15 protein-coding genes and 3 pseudogenes are annotated in these 17,347 nt (G+C 45.9%); 13 read left to right on the top strand and 5 right to left on the bottom strand.

The annotated features are described in order from the left end of the window. Positions 1-232 precede the first annotated feature (232 nt). From ACTWJ7_RS21360 to ACTWJ7_RS21320, 9 genes and pseudogenes are all read left to right on the top strand, one after another. Positions 233-1,003, top strand: a complete 771-nt coding sequence (locus ACTWJ7_RS21360; protein WP_094936769.1) for an ABC transporter ATP-binding protein — start codon at positions 233-235, stop codon at positions 1,001-1,003. Then, complete coding sequence (locus ACTWJ7_RS21355) at positions 978-2,936, top strand: FtsX-like permease family protein (protein ID WP_301878897.1); 1,959 nt, start codon at positions 978-980, stop codon at positions 2,934-2,936. Before ACTWJ7_RS21360 ends, ACTWJ7_RS21355 begins: the two co-directional genes overlap by 26 nt. A gap of 137 nt (positions 2,937-3,073) precedes the next feature. Further along, positions 3,074-3,810 (top strand): annotated as a pseudogene (locus ACTWJ7_RS21350) (4-hydroxyphenylacetate 3-hydroxylase N-terminal domain-containing protein); the annotation flags it as partial. Further along, positions 3,799-4,503, top strand: coding sequence for a 4-hydroxyphenylacetate 3-hydroxylase C-terminal domain-containing protein (locus tag ACTWJ7_RS21345; RefSeq protein ID WP_443146400.1), 705 nt, complete (start codon positions 3,799-3,801; stop codon positions 4,501-4,503). The pseudogene ACTWJ7_RS21350 and the gene ACTWJ7_RS21345, both read left to right, overlap by 12 nt. A 218-nt stretch (positions 4,504-4,721) precedes the next feature. Continuing rightward, a complete protein-coding gene (locus tag ACTWJ7_RS21340) occupies positions 4,722-5,429 on the top strand; it encodes a response regulator transcription factor (protein WP_024633809.1) in 708 nt (235 codons plus the stop codon). 12 nt (positions 5,430-5,441) lie between these two features. Then, positions 5,442-6,350 carry a histidine kinase dimerization/phospho-acceptor domain-containing protein gene (locus ACTWJ7_RS21335; RefSeq protein ID WP_443145856.1) on the top strand — a complete coding sequence of 303 codons (909 nt, stop codon included), beginning with the start codon at positions 5,442-5,444 and terminating at the stop codon, positions 6,348-6,350. Further along, entirely contained in the window at positions 6,347-6,856 is a 510-nt protein-coding gene (locus tag ACTWJ7_RS21330) for a sensor histidine kinase (protein ID WP_443145855.1), read from the top strand. The genes ACTWJ7_RS21335 and ACTWJ7_RS21330 overlap by 4 nt, the downstream gene beginning before the upstream one ends. 100 nt (positions 6,857-6,956) lie before the next feature. Beyond that, positions 6,957-8,035: pseudogene (locus tag ACTWJ7_RS21325) on the top strand (AI-2E family transporter). Positions 8,036-8,068: 33 nt separating this feature from the next. Further along, positions 8,069-8,467, top strand: coding sequence for an Asp23/Gls24 family envelope stress response protein (locus tag ACTWJ7_RS21320; RefSeq protein WP_079344256.1), 399 nt, complete (start codon positions 8,069-8,071; stop codon positions 8,465-8,467). A gap of 81 nt (positions 8,468-8,548) precedes the next feature. Here ACTWJ7_RS21320 and ACTWJ7_RS21315 read toward each other — a convergent pair whose 3' ends face one another. Beyond that, complete coding sequence (locus ACTWJ7_RS21315; protein WP_301878896.1) at positions 8,549-9,394, bottom strand: AraC family transcriptional regulator; 846 nt, start codon at positions 9,392-9,394, stop codon at positions 8,549-8,551. Between the two features lie 203 nt (positions 9,395-9,597). On the opposite strand from ACTWJ7_RS21315, the pseudogene ACTWJ7_RS21310 reads away from it, so the two are divergent. The 3 genes and pseudogenes from ACTWJ7_RS21310 (at position 9,598) to ACTWJ7_RS21300 (ending at position 13,836) form a co-directional block, all read left to right on the top strand. Continuing rightward, a pseudogene (locus ACTWJ7_RS21310) lies at positions 9,598-10,601 on the top strand (aldo/keto reductase). Positions 10,602-10,880: 279 nt separating this feature from the next. Next, on the top strand, positions 10,881-12,491 hold the full coding sequence (gene mbcS / locus ACTWJ7_RS21305; RefSeq protein ID WP_079344259.1) for an acyl-CoA synthetase MbcS: 1,611 nt from the start codon (positions 10,881-10,883) through the stop codon (positions 12,489-12,491). A gap of 100 nt (positions 12,492-12,591) precedes the next feature. Next, the gene (locus ACTWJ7_RS21300) at positions 12,592-13,836 is read left to right on the top strand and encodes an aminopeptidase (RefSeq protein ID WP_079344260.1); all 1,245 of its coding nucleotides are present in this window, start codon (positions 12,592-12,594) and stop codon (positions 13,834-13,836) included. A gap of 90 nt (positions 13,837-13,926) precedes the next feature. Here ACTWJ7_RS21300 and ACTWJ7_RS21295 read toward each other — a convergent pair whose 3' ends face one another. After that, positions 13,927-14,391, bottom strand: a complete 465-nt coding sequence (locus tag ACTWJ7_RS21295) for an AraC family transcriptional regulator (protein WP_079344261.1) — start codon at positions 14,389-14,391, stop codon at positions 13,927-13,929. Positions 14,392-14,741: 350 nt separating this feature from the next. Next, the gene (locus ACTWJ7_RS21290; protein ID WP_079344262.1) at positions 14,742-15,374 is read right to left on the bottom strand and encodes a nitroreductase family protein; all 633 of its coding nucleotides are present in this window, start codon (positions 15,372-15,374) and stop codon (positions 14,742-14,744) included. A gap of 139 nt (positions 15,375-15,513) precedes the next feature. Between ACTWJ7_RS21290 and ACTWJ7_RS21285 the strand changes: the two genes are divergently transcribed. Further along, positions 15,514-15,753 carry a hypothetical protein gene (locus ACTWJ7_RS21285; protein WP_024633819.1) on the top strand — a complete coding sequence of 80 codons (240 nt, stop codon included), beginning with the start codon at positions 15,514-15,516 and terminating at the stop codon, positions 15,751-15,753. A gap of 166 nt (positions 15,754-15,919) precedes the next feature. On the opposite strand, the gene ACTWJ7_RS21280 is transcribed toward ACTWJ7_RS21285, so the two are convergent. Both ACTWJ7_RS21280 and ACTWJ7_RS21275 read right to left on the bottom strand, forming a co-directional pair. Continuing rightward, the gene (locus tag ACTWJ7_RS21280) at positions 15,920-16,360 is read right to left on the bottom strand and encodes a M15 family metallopeptidase (protein ID WP_443145854.1); all 441 of its coding nucleotides are present in this window, start codon (positions 16,358-16,360) and stop codon (positions 15,920-15,922) included. Positions 16,361-16,935: 575 nt separating this feature from the next. Next, entirely contained in the window at positions 16,936-17,298 is a 363-nt protein-coding gene (locus ACTWJ7_RS21275; RefSeq protein ID WP_079344264.1) for an iron-sulfur cluster biosynthesis family protein, read from the bottom strand. Positions 17,299-17,347: the final 49 nt, after the last annotated feature.

Raw genomic sequence — 17,347 nt, 5'->3', positions numbered from 1 at the left:
AGGTATCGGCGTCTTTCTCTGTTCTACATAGAAGAGGGCTTTTTTAATCATGAGTGATAACGTAACCTTACAATAATGTCATGAAGATGAAAGGTTAATCCATAGGAGAATAGTCGAAACTTCGATAGACTGAAGTCAGAAAGTAAGAGAACGACATCGATTGGCAATGATGTTCAGCCCAACTTATTTTAATTCAAATTCAAATTCAAATTCGAAAAGGAGCCATCAACCTATGGAGATATGTTCAGTAAAACAGATTAGCAAAATTTATAAAGGAGTCGTGTCCTACGAAGCCTTGTCAGGTATTGATCTCAGTATTCAGGAGGGCGAATTCGTTGGCATTATGGGTCCATCAGGCAGCGGCAAAACAACGTTGCTGAACATGATTTCAACTATTGACCACCCAACTTCAGGAGAATTGCAGATTGCAGGAAAAAATCCGTTTGAACTGAATCATGATGAACTGGCCTTGTTCAGACGCCGAGAGCTGGGATTTGTATTCCAGTCGTTTAACCTGCTCAATACACTCACCGTAAAAGAAAACATTGTCCTGCCGCTCACGCTCGACGGAGTATCGGTTGAAGAGATGAATGAACGTGTTGATCGGCTCGCAGAGAAGCTCGGTATTGCAGATCTTCTGAACAAACGTACGTATGAAATTTCCGGCGGTCAGGCCCAGCGGACAGCGATTGCACGAGCTCTGATTCATTCTCCCAAGCTGGTTCTGGCAGATGAGCCAACAGGAAATCTCGACTCGAAGGCAGCGCGGGATGTAATGGAAATGCTGGAACGCCGCAACCAGGAAGATCGGGCCACCATGCTGCTGGTCACGCATGACGCTGTTGCTGCAAGTTATTGCAGCCGGGTTGTATTTATTAAGGATGGGCGACTGTACAACGAAATTCATTATGGAGATAACCGATCGACGTTCTATCAGCGAATTATCAACGTATTATCCCTGATGGGAGGCTCGGGTCATGAATTTTCGCCAGTTCGCCATTAATAATGTTGTTCGCAACAAACGAATTTACCTGGCCCATTTTCTGAGCAGTACGTTTTCGGTCATGATCTTTTTTACGTATGCACTGCTTTTGTTTCACCCGGATCTGAAGGAAGGATTAAAAGGTTCAAGTAATACAGTGACCATGCTTGCGAATCAGGGGTTTTTGATTGCAGAGATCATTATTTTCATCTTTTCGTTTCTGTTTCTGCTCTATTCCGTAGGTTCATTTCTAAAGACGCGTAAAAAGGAATTTGGCATATTTCAAATCATTGGCATGACTCGTAAACAGATGAACCGACTGTTATTTATGGAAAACATGTGTATTGGTTTGGCTGCCATTGTGACAGGCGTTGGATTAGGAATGATCTTTGCCAAGCTAATCCTTTTGATCTGCGGTTCCATGCTGGCTGTGGAAGAAAGTCTGCGTTTCTATTTTCCAGGAAAGGCTATTGCACTTACTGTCGGAGCATTTTTAATTCTGTTTTTTGTGATTGCGTTGACCTCATCCCTGCTGATGCGAAAAGGGTCATTGATTGACCTTGTAAAATCAGAGGAAAAACCGAAACCTGAGCCTAAGGCTTCACGTCTATTAGCACTACTCTCCGTCATACTCATTGGGGGTGGATATGCGGGTGTATTTACCTTTGTATGGATCACATTCTCCTTCCCTTTGCTGGTCGGCAGCGTTGTTTTGGTTATTGCAGGCACGTATCTGTTATTCACCCAACTTAGTGTATATGCCATTCGGGCGCTCAAAAGCAATAAGCGTTTGTTTTTCCGCAAAACGAATTTGCTATTTCTGTCCGAACTTACCTATCGAATGAAAGATAATGCGGTCATGTTTTTTATGGTAAGTGTGATCTCGGCTTCCGCCTTTACGGGCATTGGCACAATGCTGGCGATCGCTGATCCGGGCTTGTCATCCATGACGAATCCATATGCGTTTACTTACCAAAATTCATGGAATACATTTAGTGCAGAACGCCACATCAGAAAGATCGAAGAGACACTCATTGATCATGAAGTTCCGTACCAGAAAGGAAGTTATATTCCGCTTACGGATAACGAGGGCAACTATATGATCAAACTCAGTGAGTATAATCATCTTGCCAAGGCTTTAGGTTATAAAGAGCGAACGTTGGAGAATACCAATGACTCGTTTATGACTCCAGGTAATCTTACAAGTCGTAAAGCATTACGTGCAGAGGCAGGAGAGGGTTCCTCTCAGAATAACTTCGATTTGTGGGTCGGAGAAGCTCATGAAAAGGTTCGGTTAACAACACCTGAAACCGAGATCGTGATCCCGGCTGAATTTACAAGGGACGTATATGTGGTATCCAATGAGCTGTACGATAAAATGAATAAGGAATTTAAGAATGCAATCCAAGCGGATGAAAATTTTTATTTCGATAGAAAAACTCAATTTGTTGTGACCGATTGGATGGGAACGCGGAAATTTGCGCCTGATCTGATCGAATCCATTCAAAATGACTCGGGTAGTCAGGGCTACTTCGAGCTCAGCGCTCTCGTACTGGATTGGCTTAATTCCAAACAAACCAATGGCATCATCCTTATTCTGAGCGGCTTGATTGGCATCGTCTTTTTCACCTTTGCTGCAAGCTTTACCTACTTCCGGTTGTATGCGGATCTGGAACGGGATGAAGAGCAGTACCGCATGATTGGCAAGATGGGACTGAGTCGCCCTGAGCTTCGTAACATCGTAACCAGACAGCTGCTGTTAATGTTTTTCCTGCCAATCGTCTTGGCCATTATCCACAGCTCCGTTGCCTTTGTTGCATTGCAGCAGTTGGTAGATTTCTCAGTCATGGGTTATACCTTGCGTATTTTCTTGGTATTTGCATCCATGCAGATTCTGTTCTTCCTGCTAGTACGCTGGCGCTATTTACGTAACATGTATGCCAAATTGATCTGATATAAATCTACTACAAAAGGCACCGGACCTTAGGTTCGGTGTTTGTTGACTTTTTCCTCCAAAGCAAAGTACTATTTCGATAGATACAATATGTATCGTTCCGGCTACTGAGAAGGAGGATTACATTGAGCATAACGATGTCTCGTGGACAAGCTTATCTGCAACGGTTGAATGACGAACGCAATGTATGGCTGGATGGAGAACGTATTCGCGTTACGGAGCATCCTGCCTTCCGTGGAACCTTGCACACGATTGAAAGTTTGTTCAATCTGGTGGACGATGCGGATACGCGAGAAACAGTGGCTTATTGGGATGAGCAGACGGGGGATATGTACATCAGGCTTTTCGTGTACCTCGAACTTCGCTGGATATCAACAACAGGGCGGCAGCCTTTCGATTGTGGTCTGATCGCACCTATGGGGTCATGAGCCGTCTATCGGATTACGCTCGATCCCGCCTGACTGGATGGTATGCCACGCGTGACGCCATGGCTGTATACGACCCGGCATTTGGAGGTAAAATCGCTGCCTATTATGAAGAAGCTAAACGAAAGGATGCCTTCCTGACCATTGTTCAGCGTGACCCGCAGATTAATCGCGCTCTGCCTGTAGGGGAAGATGAAGATGCCATGCTCCGAATCATGAGTACCAATACAGAGGGGGTTGTCCTCCGGGGCGCCAAGATGGTGGCAACTGCGGCTCCATATGCGGATGATATCATTGCATATCCAATTCAGCGCATTCCCGGACATCGCCCAGAACTGGCGCATATGGTTATCGTTGCAGCAGGCAGTCCAGGTTTACATATGGTATGTAGAGAATCTTTTGCTGCATCAGACTTAGATACCGCTCATCCGCTCAGTATGCAGTATGATGAGATGGATGCTGTATTATTTTTTGACGACGTATTCGTACCATGGGAGCGCGTACTGCTGCATAACAATCCGGAAGCGGTATGGCAGATTCGCTGCAACGCAGCATCCTCCAGTCTGGCTTATCATCAGAGCATTATTCGGCTGCATTCGAAGCTGGAATTCATCACAGCTATCACGTCTTCCATTGCCAAGGAGATTGGAGTGGATGCCTTCCTGAACGTACAGGAACAGCTTGGGGAAATGATTAGTCAGATGCACACGATTGAAGGACTCATTATTGCCTCCGAGGCACAAGCTGCGCCGGATGTTCATGGGAACTGGCTCCCATCATTCAAATATATCGAAACAGCCCGCAATTTGGGGAACCGTTATTATCCACGCGCTGTTGAGATTTTGAAGACAATCGCCGCCGGTGGTCTCATTCAGATCCCTTCCGGGAATCTGGAGCTGCAAAATAGTATCAGCCCCATGATGAACAAGTATCTTGGCGGTGTAACGATGCAGGCAACGGAGAAAATTCGACTATTCCAGCTCGCCTGGGAGCTGACGGGAAGTCCTTTGGGAGCCAGACATGATCTGTATGAACGTTTCTATGCCGGCGACCCGGTACGCAATCGGGCGAGTCAGTATATGCAGTATGACAAGGACCGATTATATGCACGGGTTGAACCATGGTTACATAGCAAGGGATGAATGAAACTGAAGAAACGCTGCTTATTTTTCTTTGGATTTAAAGCTCTGGCCTGATGCCCGGGCTTTTTATTTAGGTTATCTTTAGAAATGGTTTAGATTGAATTAAGAGACGTAGTATATAGTAGTAACGTATAGACATGTGAACCAAAGGAAACTGAAGTACGGATACGAATTCGAATGAGAACTGAATTTATTGAAATAGGAATGAGAGGATTCGCATGAGATACACACTATTAATTGCAGATGACGAGCCCGAAATTGTGGAGCTGCTTCAGCTGTACCTGGAGAAGGACTACAACATTGTGACAGCCGTTAATGGCGTAGATGCGCTGCAGTGTATCCGTTCAACTCAGATCGATCTGGTCATACTGGATATTATGATGCCCGTGATGGATGGACTGCAATTGATCAAACAAATCAGGTCCACACACCATATGCCTGTTCTGTTCCTGTCGGCCAAAAGCCAGGATCATGACAAAATCCTTGGACTCGGATTAGGTGCCGATGACTATATCTCCAAACCTTTTAATCCCTTGGAGATTGTCGCCAGAGTGGAAGCTTTGCTCAGAAGAGTCAATCAATTTGATGCACCGGACGTGCCTGCTGCCAAAGAGTTAAATCTTGTACTCGGTGAGCTCAGGCTTGATCGATCTCAATGTATCCTTTTTCGCTCCGGGAAGCCTGTGACGTTGACCTCTACAGAGTACAAAATCGTGGAGCTTCTGCTGGAGCAGCCAGGCCGTGTTTTCACGCGTAAAAAAATATACGAAGCCGTCTGGGGAGACTATTACGCGCACGAGGACAGCACGATCATGGTACATATCAGTAACATTCGGGAGAAGATCGAGCGTGACTCCAGGCAACCGGAATATTTAAAAACGATAAGGGGACTGGGATACAAAATTGAAGCGCCCATGGAAAGCTAGAGAAAGAGACTATTGCAAACGTCCCTGACCCTGGACTTTTTGCTGTTCAACTTCTTTTTATTACTACTGGTAGCCATCGTGTACATTATCATTACGCTGGATGTGGTCGATTTCCGTATTTCGGACCAGGTGGTTGATCCCGATCTGAATGTGGAGGCGCACGTGTATGTGACCGAACTGGAGAACGAAGAGCTGTCCGGTAGTTCCAATGAGGCCAATAATACAGAGATTCAGCGTCTCAAGGATAGCGGAGGATGGATTGAAGTGCTGGATGCGGATCGCAGGGTCATTCGTTATATCGGGGACAAGCAGGATACGTTCACTCAATACAGTGAAGCCGAGCTGTATGAAGGACTCGAAAACCGAAATGAACAGCCTTACTACTACTCCATTAGTCCGCTATCGACAGATGGAACTGCTGAGTACGTTTTGCTAAAGATTCCGCGTGAGTTGGTCAGTGTGCGAATTAACGATAATCAACTGATTACCAATTTGAAGCATCCGTTATCGTTTTACATTTTGATTGGAATCGGGTTGGTCTTGCTGCTGATATTTGTATACAGTTATTGGGTCGCCCGAAGAATCAAAAAACCGCTGAGTATTCTTTCTCTAGGTCTTACCCAGATGATTCAGGGGAATTATAGTACACGCATGTCTATCTCGGCTGAGAGGGAATTTGTCCAGATTGGTGAAACCTTCAATTATATGGCGGACGTTATTGAGAATACATCTGCGGAGAAACGATATGCGGAAGAGAGCAAACAGCGACTGATTGTGGACCTGTCACATGATCTCAAGACCCCGATCACGAGTATTCAGGGGTACGCTCAGGCTTTGGTGGAAGGGCGGGGGAAGACAAGGACAGACAGCAGCGATATCTGGGATATATCTACAACAAGTCCGTCCAGGTCGCGCGTATGATTCAGAATATGCTGGAATTGCTCAAAGTGGATTCACCTGACTTCCGTATGCACATTCAGCAGCGGGAAATCGGCGAATTTGTACGTGAAATTATGGCGGATACGTATGGGGAGATTGAGCAGAACCATTTTGGCCTGCATGTGCTCGTCCCTGATGAAGAGATCTATGCAAGATATGATCCGGAACTGTTGTCCAGAGTGATTCAGAACCTGATCACGAACGCTTTGTCCTACAATCCACGGGGAACCGAGCTGCGTGTGGAGTTAATTCCACTGGACAACCACGTGGTTATTGAGGTCGCTGATACCGGTGTGGGTATCCCTCAGGAATTGTGGGCAACCATCTTTGATCCATTTGTCCGAGGGGATGAGGCGCGTTCGGGAACCGGAGGGACTGGGCTTGGACTGGCGATTGCGCGGCGGAACACCGAGAAGATGGGTGGGCGATTAACACTTTCCCGGCGCGGACAGGAGACGACAGTGTTCACTATACAGATTCCGAAATAAAGAGCCGACATAAAGGATAAGGGTGACATAAACATTCTGTCATGCTGATCGCATTTTGCAAATTACTCATATAGAAAAGGTTAAGTGGAGGGGAAACTTTTTGTTCAAAGTAAATTCGTTTGTACGTTTCAGTATTGCACTGGCACTGATACTGATTAATATCTACCTGTTATCACGTGTCAGTTTCATTTTCCAACCGCTTGTTACCATGATTACGGTGATTACTGTGCCGATGATGCTGTCCGTATTCTTTTATTATCTGCTGCGGCCACTCGTCAATTACATGGAAAAAAGAAGCTGAATCGCACACTTAGCATTTTGCTAATCTATCTGGTGTTTGGTATACTGTTCGCCCTGTTTATTATAGGACTATGGCCTTCTTTACGTGAGCAGCTGGTTAACCTGGTAGAAAACGCACCAAATCTGCTTAATTCACTAAGTTTACAGCTCAAAGAGCTCGAACAGAACGGTGCCATTACGGCTTTGTTCCCGGAAGGATCGACCCCGTTTTCTCAGATTACGGATTACATTAACAAAGGCTTCACTTTTGTAACGAACTATGTAAGTGGATTCTTCTCACTCATATCCAGCTTTGCGATTGTTCTGTTCACCTTCCCGATCATTTTGTTCTACATGCTGAAGCAGGGAGAGAAGTTCGGTCGTAAGCTGGTGCACATTGCACCCAAACGCTTCCAAAAAGACAGCCGTGAAGTCGTACTTGAGATCGATCAGGCGTTAAGTGGCTTTATCGTGGGACGAGTGCTCGTGAATCTGGCTCTGGGCGTGCTGATGTATATCGGTTTTCTGATCATTGGTCTCCCGTATGCACTGTTGTTAACCGTGATTGCGGTCATCATGAACTTTGTTCCGTTTATCGGGGCGATCCTGTCTTCCGTTCCTATTGTCATTATGGGACTGGTGGTATCCCCTTCGGTTGCAATCTGGTCACTCATTATTATTCTGGTAGCACAGCAAATACAGGATAATCTGGTTGCACCGTATGTATTCGGCAAAAAACTCGATATTCATCCGCTGACCACCATTATATTGGTGCTGGGTGCAGGGGATCTGGGTGGAATTATTGCCATTCTGATTATCATCCCTGTCTACATGATCGTTAAAATTATTTTGGTTCGAATCTACCAGCTATTCTTCAAGGACAAATGGCAGAATGCTTAAACATGGATAACTTATATAAAAGGAGTGGAAATCATGTCTGAAATCATCCCACAACCATACACTGAACCTGAGTATATTGAGCCGCAATCTGTTCAAATGGGCGCCATTCATATTTCCAACGATGTTGTATCCAAAATTGTCGGCATGGCCGCTCAGACGACCGTAGGAATATCCTCCATGTCGGTTGGGCTTACCGAAGGAATCGCCAAGAGCATCAGCGGGAAAAGCTTGCAAAAAGGGATTGATGTGGCGATCAAAGATGATCAGGCATCCATCCAGCTGCGAATTAATGTTCAGTATGGCAGCAAGATGCATGAAGTCTGTCAGGAGCTTCAACATAATGTGCAGCAAGCCGTGGAGCAATTAACAGGCATTATGGTCAATGAAATTAAAGTGCAAGTGGTAGGCGTAACCATGCAGGAGCAGATTTAAAACAAAACGAGTAGAATGAATGGAATCCAGCTATAAGCAGGTCATCATATCCTGTGTAAAAATAAAAACAGCACCTTTCCATTAGCTGCATAAATGGGAAGGTGCTGTTTTGTGTTTGCGATAATACGTGGGGGCTTCGCCCATGACTTTTTTGAACATTTTCGAGAAAAGCAGCTGGTCGGCGTATCCAACGGAACGGGAGATATCCCCAATGGTCAAAGCCGGGTCCAGCGTCAGTTCAGCCGCTCTGCGCATTCGGTAATTGACCAGATACGACTGAATGCTGGTGCCCATCTTGTCTTTGAAGAGGGAGCACAAGTAACTGCGCTGTAACCCAACATGAGACGCAATGGACTGTACGGTTATGGCGTTGGCATAATTAATCTCAATGAAATCCATGACCTGAGTGACATAGTTTTCTTTCGTGTAATCTTGAAACGGAATAGGTCTGTCCTCACTGGCCCGATCAATCAATATGGAGAAAAACTGAAACAGCAATCCCGTCATGCTGATCTCCCATCCTTTATGGGTATTACGAGAGCTGATCATGCGGTGCAGACAGGAGCGCAGCTCGTCATCGTCATTGCCCAGCTCAAAGATCGGATGGTGCTCAGACAGGCAGGCCTGCTGCAATAGCGAAGGACAGGTGCTTCCTTGGAAAGCTACCCAGCTGTACTCCCATGGGTCAGCCTGATCTGCTTCATAATGAACGACAGAATGGGGGACGATGAGAAATCCCTGTCCTTTGCGCAGCTCAACCTTTTTTCCTCCAACTTCAAAGGTGCCTTTTCCGTCCAAAATGTAATGGATTTTGTAGTAGTCCCGCATGGCCGGACCAAAGTAGTGACCGGGTGCGCAAGCTTCTGTGCCGTAATGAAGGAGCTGCAGCTCCTGAAAGTGATTATTTTTGCACAAATATGTAATCAAGGCTATCCACTCCTGTTATGAGGTCGTTATACCTTGCATTTTAACATATAAAAGGTGAAAAGGAATCGTTTTATGAATATCATTTGCTGAAGATAACAATCATTTTTCCATATCGTTGTAGTGAAATGCCATATCGTTTTGCTTTGGAACTGTCTAAGATGAAAGGGTATTCAATTACTTTTACAGGAAAAGAGAGAATAACGATGCCCTATACTGCGAATGAACAACGATACAGTGAAATGAAGTACGCACGCTCCGGCAAAAGCGGAATCAAGCTACCGCAAATTGCTCTTGGCCTATGGCAGAACTTTGGTGGAAATCGTACCCTTGATATTCAGGAAGAGATGATTCTGCGCGCATTCGATCTGGGAATTAACCATTTCGATCTGGCAAATAATTATGGTCCACCTCCAGGATCAGCTGAAGAGAATTTCGGTGTCATTTTCAAAAAACATCTGCGTCCTTATCGTGACGAACTGCTCATCTCGACCAAGGCAGGTTATCATATGTGGAACGGTCCTTACGGCGAATGGGGTTCCCGCAAAAACCTGATTGCCAGTCTGGACCAAAGTTTGGATCGTATGGGATTGGATTATGTAGATATTTTCTATCATCACCGTCCAGATCCGGATACACCGCTCGAAGAAACGATGACTGCGCTGGATCATATCGTTAGACAGGGCAAAGCGCTGTATGTAGGTTTGTCCAACTATGATGCTGAACAGACGAAGGAAGCCGTTACTATTTTGCGTCGTCTCGGTACGCCTTGTCTCGTTCACCAGCCAAACTATTCAATGCTGCATCGCTGGATTGAGGATGGATTGCAGGATGTGCTGGATGAGCACGGTGTAGGCTCGATTGCCTTCTGTCCGCTTGGCCGCGGTCAGTTGACGAATAAATATGTGGACAAGCTCAAGGAAGAGCGTACCAACCCAACAGGCAATTTGAGAAAGAAGCTTATACGGACGAACGAATCGCCAAGTTCGAAGCACTTCAGACGGTTGCCGAGCGGAGAGGCCAAACGATCTCCCAGTTGGCACTGAACTGGATTTTGCGTGACAACCGGGTTACCTCAGCCCTGATCGGTGCCAGTCGTGTGTCTCAGATCGAAGAAAATGTAGCCGCCCTTCAGGCACCAGACCTGACGTCGGAAGAGCTGAATGAAATCGAAAGCATCTTGGATGGCATCGGAAACTATGCTTGGTAACTTGTAACGGAGAGATATGACTTTTGAGATTCAGAGTCATGTCTACCATGGGAAAATATAAAAACTATGCTATTAGATATATTGGGATAACTAAACGTGTCTTCCTGTAGTCAGGAGGACACTTTTTTTGTCTTACGAAACATTCTTTATTTTAGGAGAGGTACCTTAAAGGGCATCATTTAATTGACCTATGTTTATTTTTTTTCCTAAACTAGTTCATATCATAGCACCAGGTCCTAGGATTTAGGGTATAATATATAGATGCTATACATTTGAAATATGAAGGAGAGGCTCCATTTGAATTTTCAACAGTGGATTTCGCCTGAAACTTATAACCTGACATCCGAGATGGAGAATCACCCGTCGGATCGGGTTGCACTTAGATGGCTGAGCGATCATAAAGAATTGGAAGAGATCACTTATGGTGAGTTATTAAAGCAGGCAAATCGTCTTGCTGGAGGTTTGCGTGGTCTTGGTTTGGAGAAGGGCGACCGGGTGCTGGTCATGGTACCACGCCGGATTATTGCCTATGTCATTTACATTGCCTGCCTGAAACTGGGCATTGCAGTTATTCCTTCTTCCGAGATGCTGCGTGCGAAAGATCTGGAGTATCGTCTCCGGCATTCCGAGGCGCGGGCTGTCATTGTCTGGTCCGAGACGACCGCTGAAGTTGAAAAGATAGATGCAGATTTGCCAGCATTGGCACACCGCATCGTTGCTTCACCCAATGGTGATGTTCGCGTACCTGGAGAAGGCTGGGTTAACGTACACCAGTTAATGCAAGGCCAATCCGATACGATGGCTGCGGTGGAAACCCATCGTGACGATATGGCCATTCTCGCATATACCTCGGGTACAACCGGGAATCCAAAAGGGGTAGTACATAGTCATGGGTGGGGATATGCCCATTTGCGGATCGCTTCATCGTTATGGCTGGATATACAGCCTTCGGATACGGTCTGGGCAACCGCAGCACCTGGATGGCAAAAATGGATCTGGAGTCCGTTTCTGTCCGTACTCGGAAGAGGGGCGACCGGACTCGTCTACAATGGATCCTTCCAACCCAAGCGGTATCTGGAACTGATGCAGGAGCATCATATCAACGTCCTCTGCTGTACGCCGACGGAATATCGCTTAATGGCCAAGGCAGACGATCTTGGTAAGCATGATCTGTCCGCGTTGCGCAGCGCCGTGTCTGCGGGTGAGCCGTTGAATCAGGAAGTGATTGAAATTTTCCAACGTCACTTTGACCTGACAATCCGGGACGGATATGGACAAACCGAGAGTACACTGCTGATCGGCAGCTTGAAGGATGCTCCCGTACGAATCGGTTCGATGGGGCAGTCGATTACACCAGGCCTCATTGAGATCATCAATGAAGAGGGACAACCTGTACCTGCTGGTGAAGTAGGAGATATCGCGGTGCATAAGGACATGCCAGCCTTGTTCCGTGCCTATTATCAGGATGAGGGACGGAAGGAAGCGAATCAGCGTGGGGATTATTTTGTAACTGGGGACCGCGCACGCAAAGACGAAGAAGGCTACTTCTGGTTTGAAGGACGCAGTGATGATATCATTATCAGTTCGGGATACACGATTGGACCGTTCGAGGTGGAAGAAGCGCTGATGAAACACGACAGCGTGAAGGAATGTGCGGTTGTGGCAAGCCCCGATGAGATCCGTGGTAACGTAGTGAAAGCATTTGTTGTGCTGAGAGACGAGTCTCTCGCTTCACCAGAACTGGCGCGTGAACTGCAAAACCATGTGAAGGCATGGACAGCACCATACAAATATCCACGCAAAATCGAGTTTGTTGCCGATCTGCCGAAAACAAACTCCGGTAAAATCCGCCGCATCGAGCTGCGTGAGCAGGAAAAACGTAATGCTTAAATCATTGTGTGTAATCAAAGAGTTGGAAATGTCAGCATAAGTAGTGAAGGGGAAGGAATCGACTAAACATTCAAAATATGAATTAGGAGTGAACACAACCATGAGTAATTTTGAACAAACCTTTGAAAAGTCGTTGGAACAATACGCGGAGCTGGTTGTCAAAGTCGGTGTGAATATTCAGAAAGGGCAGGATCTGCTCGTAACGGCACCTATCGAAACACTGGAATTCACCCGCCTGATCGTGCAAAAAGCGTATGCGGCAGGCGCCAAGTATGTACAGGTTGATTTTGAAGACGACGATATTACACGCAGTCGTTTTCAACATGGCTCCGATGACAGCTTTGACTATTACCCGGCCTGGAAGGCGGAAATGATGGAGAAGTTTGCAGAAGCAGGCGGAGCAACCCTGACGATCAAAGTACCTGACCCTGAATTGTACAAAGGCATCAATTCTGACAACGTTTCGCGTGCAACCAAGGCGGCGGCTCATGCACGACGCGGATATTCGAAATATACACGTAACCACGAGATTAGCTGGTGTCTGATCAAAGCGCCAACCAAGGCATGGGCGAACAAAGTGTTTGCCGACATTCCTGAGGAAGATCGGATTAACGTTATGTGGGAAACCATTTTCAAAATGAACCGTGTCGATGGCGGAGACGCAGTACAGAACTGGAAAAAACATCTGGACACCCTGAATGCCATGAGTGATTTGCTGAACAAGAAAAACTATAAAAGCCTGCACTACCGCGCACCAGGAACAGATTTGAAAATTGAGCTCGTGAACAATCATATCTGGGGAGGCGGCGGTGGCGAGAACAAGCAAGGTGTGTATACCGTTGCGAATATGCCGACAGAAGAAGTGTTTACCATGCCGAAGCGCAGTGGAGTGAACGGATTCGTCAGCAGCACGATGCCACTCAACCTGAACGGACAGCTGGTAGACCAGATGAGAATAACTTTTAAGGACGGACAGGTCGTTGCTTTTACAGCAGCTTCGGGTGAAGAGCATCTGAAAAATCTGTTTGCCACCGATGAAGGTGCACGCTACCTTGGAGAAGTGGCCCTCGTGCCGCATGATTCCCCAATCTCTAACTTGAATCGTATCTTCTATAATACCGGTATTGACGAGAATGCATCCTGCCATCTGGCTGTCGGAAGTGCATATCCGTTCAATATGAAAGATGGTACGACGATGTCTAACGAGGAATTGCTGAAACATGAATGCAACGTCAGTCTGACCCATGTAGACTTCATGATCGGCTCCGCAGAGCTCGACATCGATGGCGAGCTGCAGGATGGTACAGTAGAACCTGTATTCCGCAAAGGGAACTGGGCATTTTAATTGGTAAATCATCTGTAAAAGACAAAAAAGTGACTTCAACATTGAAGTCACTTTTTTTGCGTATGCGTATTGCACTAACTTTGCATTAGCTTATTGTAACTTTACGGGTACGCATATTTCGCAAACATCCAGAGGAAGGAGATCACCCGTATATCTTTCCAATATGGGTTTGTTGTCCATTGTGTAACCGCTACTCTCTAAATACGGGAAAATCTCAGTCCACGCTTGCTTCACATCTTCTGCGGTATGTTTGACTTTGCAAACCAGATACTGCCCGCCAGGAAGCTCAGCTTCTTCAAGTTGGGGAGTCGATTCATCCAGACAATAATCCTCCGATATGACAATACAAGCATCATACCTGCATTGAGAGGGGGGCGTGGTTTCCGGGTTGTCCTGGGGAATGCCGAACAAGATGGCTGTTTCCGTAAGCAGGTTTTTGGATATAGCCCAGTTCTTTAACGTTTCCATAGCCTGGCTGTTCGCAGGGCCATAAGGACCCACTTGTCGTACATAGGCAATTCGGGATGTTGGCAGGTTTTCAATGTGGAATTCCATTGGTTTTCCTTCCTCTCATTACGGTTATGGGTACATTTCGAATGCTATCATGGTATAAAAAAATATTCATATATATTTTTGACAAAAGAAAGATCGTAGGACTTTATGTCTGGGGAGAAGAATTGTAATGGATATTACCAGAGATCTTACCGACGAACTTTTTAAACAATGGGTGCTGGTGCATCTCTGCGATTATCGAGGTTATATTCAGTCTAGCGACATCGATACCGTTACATCACTGTCAATCGCGTTATGCATCGTTTGACGATAAAATTGAAATGTCTGAAACGCTTCATATATGAAACGTATAAAAGCCACGAGATCGTGGCTTTTTGGTTTGCATCTTTTCGTTATTCGGCATGCATTTTGTTAAAGCTGACATATTCGTTAATCGGTTTGCGGTATCCGCGCGGACGTTGTTTGGCGTCTGATTTTTTACCGATCGTAATTAGCATGGCAGGTACATAATGGTCGGGAATATCCAAGCTACGTTGCAACTCTTCAGCGTCGAAGCCAATCATGGGGCAGGTGTCCCAACCACGATCCTGAGCGATCAGCATCAATTGCATCGCTGACAGGCTGGCATTACGAATTGCATCTTCCCTCTGGAAGAACCTTCCCCGCGTTTCGTAAAATTCGATGACGCTCTGCGATTCTTGCTCGTATTGGAACGGAGTAAGCGCGCCAAGGTTCAGCAGGCCCTCATTGATTGTGCGTATATGATGGTGTGCGTTGATATCGCCGAGGACAACGATGACCGCAGAGGCGGTTTTCACTTTATATTGCTGTGAAGCTTCGTATACTTTCTCTTTCTGGGTCGGGTCCGTCAGCACCAGATAGTGCGTATGCTGGAGGTTAAAGGCGGAAGGTGCGAATTTGTTCAGGGCAAACATTTCTTGCAGTTCCGATTCTGGAATCTCAATTCCTTCTTCAAAAATAATGGCGGATCTGCGGTTTTTAACTAGGTTCTCCAGTTCACTCATGGTTGTTTCCCTCGCTTATGTATGATTTAAACTGACTATAACACACTTAGTTACTTTATGTAAGTATTATTTAGTATTATTTTTGAATAAGACAAGATCTGCCTGCCATACGATAAAAATAAAACAGTAGAGGTGATTCATGAAAACACTCCTTACAAGGTATAGGGAGGGGAAGTCCAGAAATGAGTTTCAGGTCTATGTCATCGAATCCTCCACACTAAAACGTTTTTTAGTGGTGGAGATGGTGCTGGGTACCCTTGCGTACAATGTTGCACTTTATCTGTTTCATAATGCACTTCTTGCTGGTGTGGGTTCTTGGGCCGGAACGGAAAGCGTAAAGAGACTGCCAGTCGTTTTCAGGAAAATTGTAGGTCCTTAATCTAAAGAAGAATGATATTTGCTGCTTATTTATGTAGGTGTAGATGTGGTGCAGGAACGAAAGGCCCGATCCCGGGCCCCATCCTGTAAGCTCATCTATTCGTTTACATACTATAGTCATATGAGAGCGGAACGAATGTTACTTAATTGTTCAGGTTCCTGGTCTTTTATTTGGCGCGCTCCAGGTACTGTTCGAGTGTAAGGTTCTGGCTCGTAATTTCCCCAGCAATATACACACCAACATAACGCACATGCCATGGCTCATAAGAGTAGCCTGTCAGTTTCTCCTGATCTTTGCCATAACGTATGATGAATCCGTATTTATGTGCATTGGCTTTCAGCCATTTGCCTTCCTTGGTGTTCCCAAAGCTTTGCTGCAAGTCATATCCCGCTGATGCGCTGGAGATATCCATTGCAAGGCCGGTCTGATGTTCACTTTGTCCAGGACGAGCACTGGTTTTATTGGCAACAGCTTCGCCTTTGATACTCGCATTTCGATCGAAAATGGATTTCTGCGTCGCATAAGAGCGATAGCCGGACACAGCCTTAATATCAATGCCGTCTTTTTTTGCTGCTGCGAACAATTTCTCAATCGCGGTAGCAGCCACTTTACGCATTTGCTTTTTCGGACTGGAGCCAGAGAAACTGAATGGGATATTAGGAACAACCAGATCCTGAGGGGCATAGGTCGAAGGCAGATTTCTCTTTTATTCACAAGCACAACTGTACTTGATAGATTCGTCACCGTTGCCAGACCACCGCTCGTTTTGATTGTACGTCCAGGTGCATTATCTTGCAGGAATTGAGTGAAGCTGGAGCTGGCAGCAGATGCGACCGGGTTCATCTCATTCGTGAAGGGCAGTGTTGTGAATGCTGAGCCTGCTACGACAGATCCTATGAGTATCGTGGATACGATAGATTTACGTGTGAAAGATTTCATGATGTGTGTTCCTCCTCGGGTTATATCAATCTCGTGCTTTGCTATATACCGAGTATACTAGAGGATTATATCCATAGATTCTCCAATTGTTTCCGAGTTGTAAACAAAGTTTGCGAGATTCATAGTTTTTAATGTTCTGTCGAGAAAAAAACACGAAAAAAGACTCTGCACCTTGGGTGCAAAGTCTTTGTGTGCACATAGATGCGAATCAAGTTCTCGTCTTACTAGAAAAGAAACTGTGAATTACAGCTCGCACGAAACAGAATTGCCGGAGCTTCCAGCAGCCACTGCGCGGGCATCCCGAACACGGACATTGCTGCTGAGTACGCCGGAATCGCTGCTTAATTTGAATGAAGGGTAGTTGGGTTCCGTGTCCAGCTTCATGTGCTGCTCCAGGTTCAACTGTTGCTTCGGATCGACATAGAACGGCACCAGATTGGTTTCAATCTGTACATCCAGAGTTTCGGGTTCATCCACGATGAGTATGGCAATAATTCCGTTACAGCCACAACCTTCCATGTCATAGATCACTTTGAAATAACCGGGCTGATCATTCAGGCTTTCAGTCAATCGCGCAGCAGCCAAATCTGTAATTTGAATATGCATATCGCTACACTCCTTTATATGTTGGCATGATCGTAATGGTAATTGGATA

This window comes from Paenibacillus sp. 1A_MP2, assembly GCF_052244825.1.
In the GTDB taxonomy this organism is placed as follows: domain Bacteria; phylum Bacillota; class Bacilli; order Paenibacillales; family Paenibacillaceae; genus Paenibacillus; species Paenibacillus vandeheii.
This window is presented reverse-complemented; position numbering and strand designations above follow the sequence as displayed.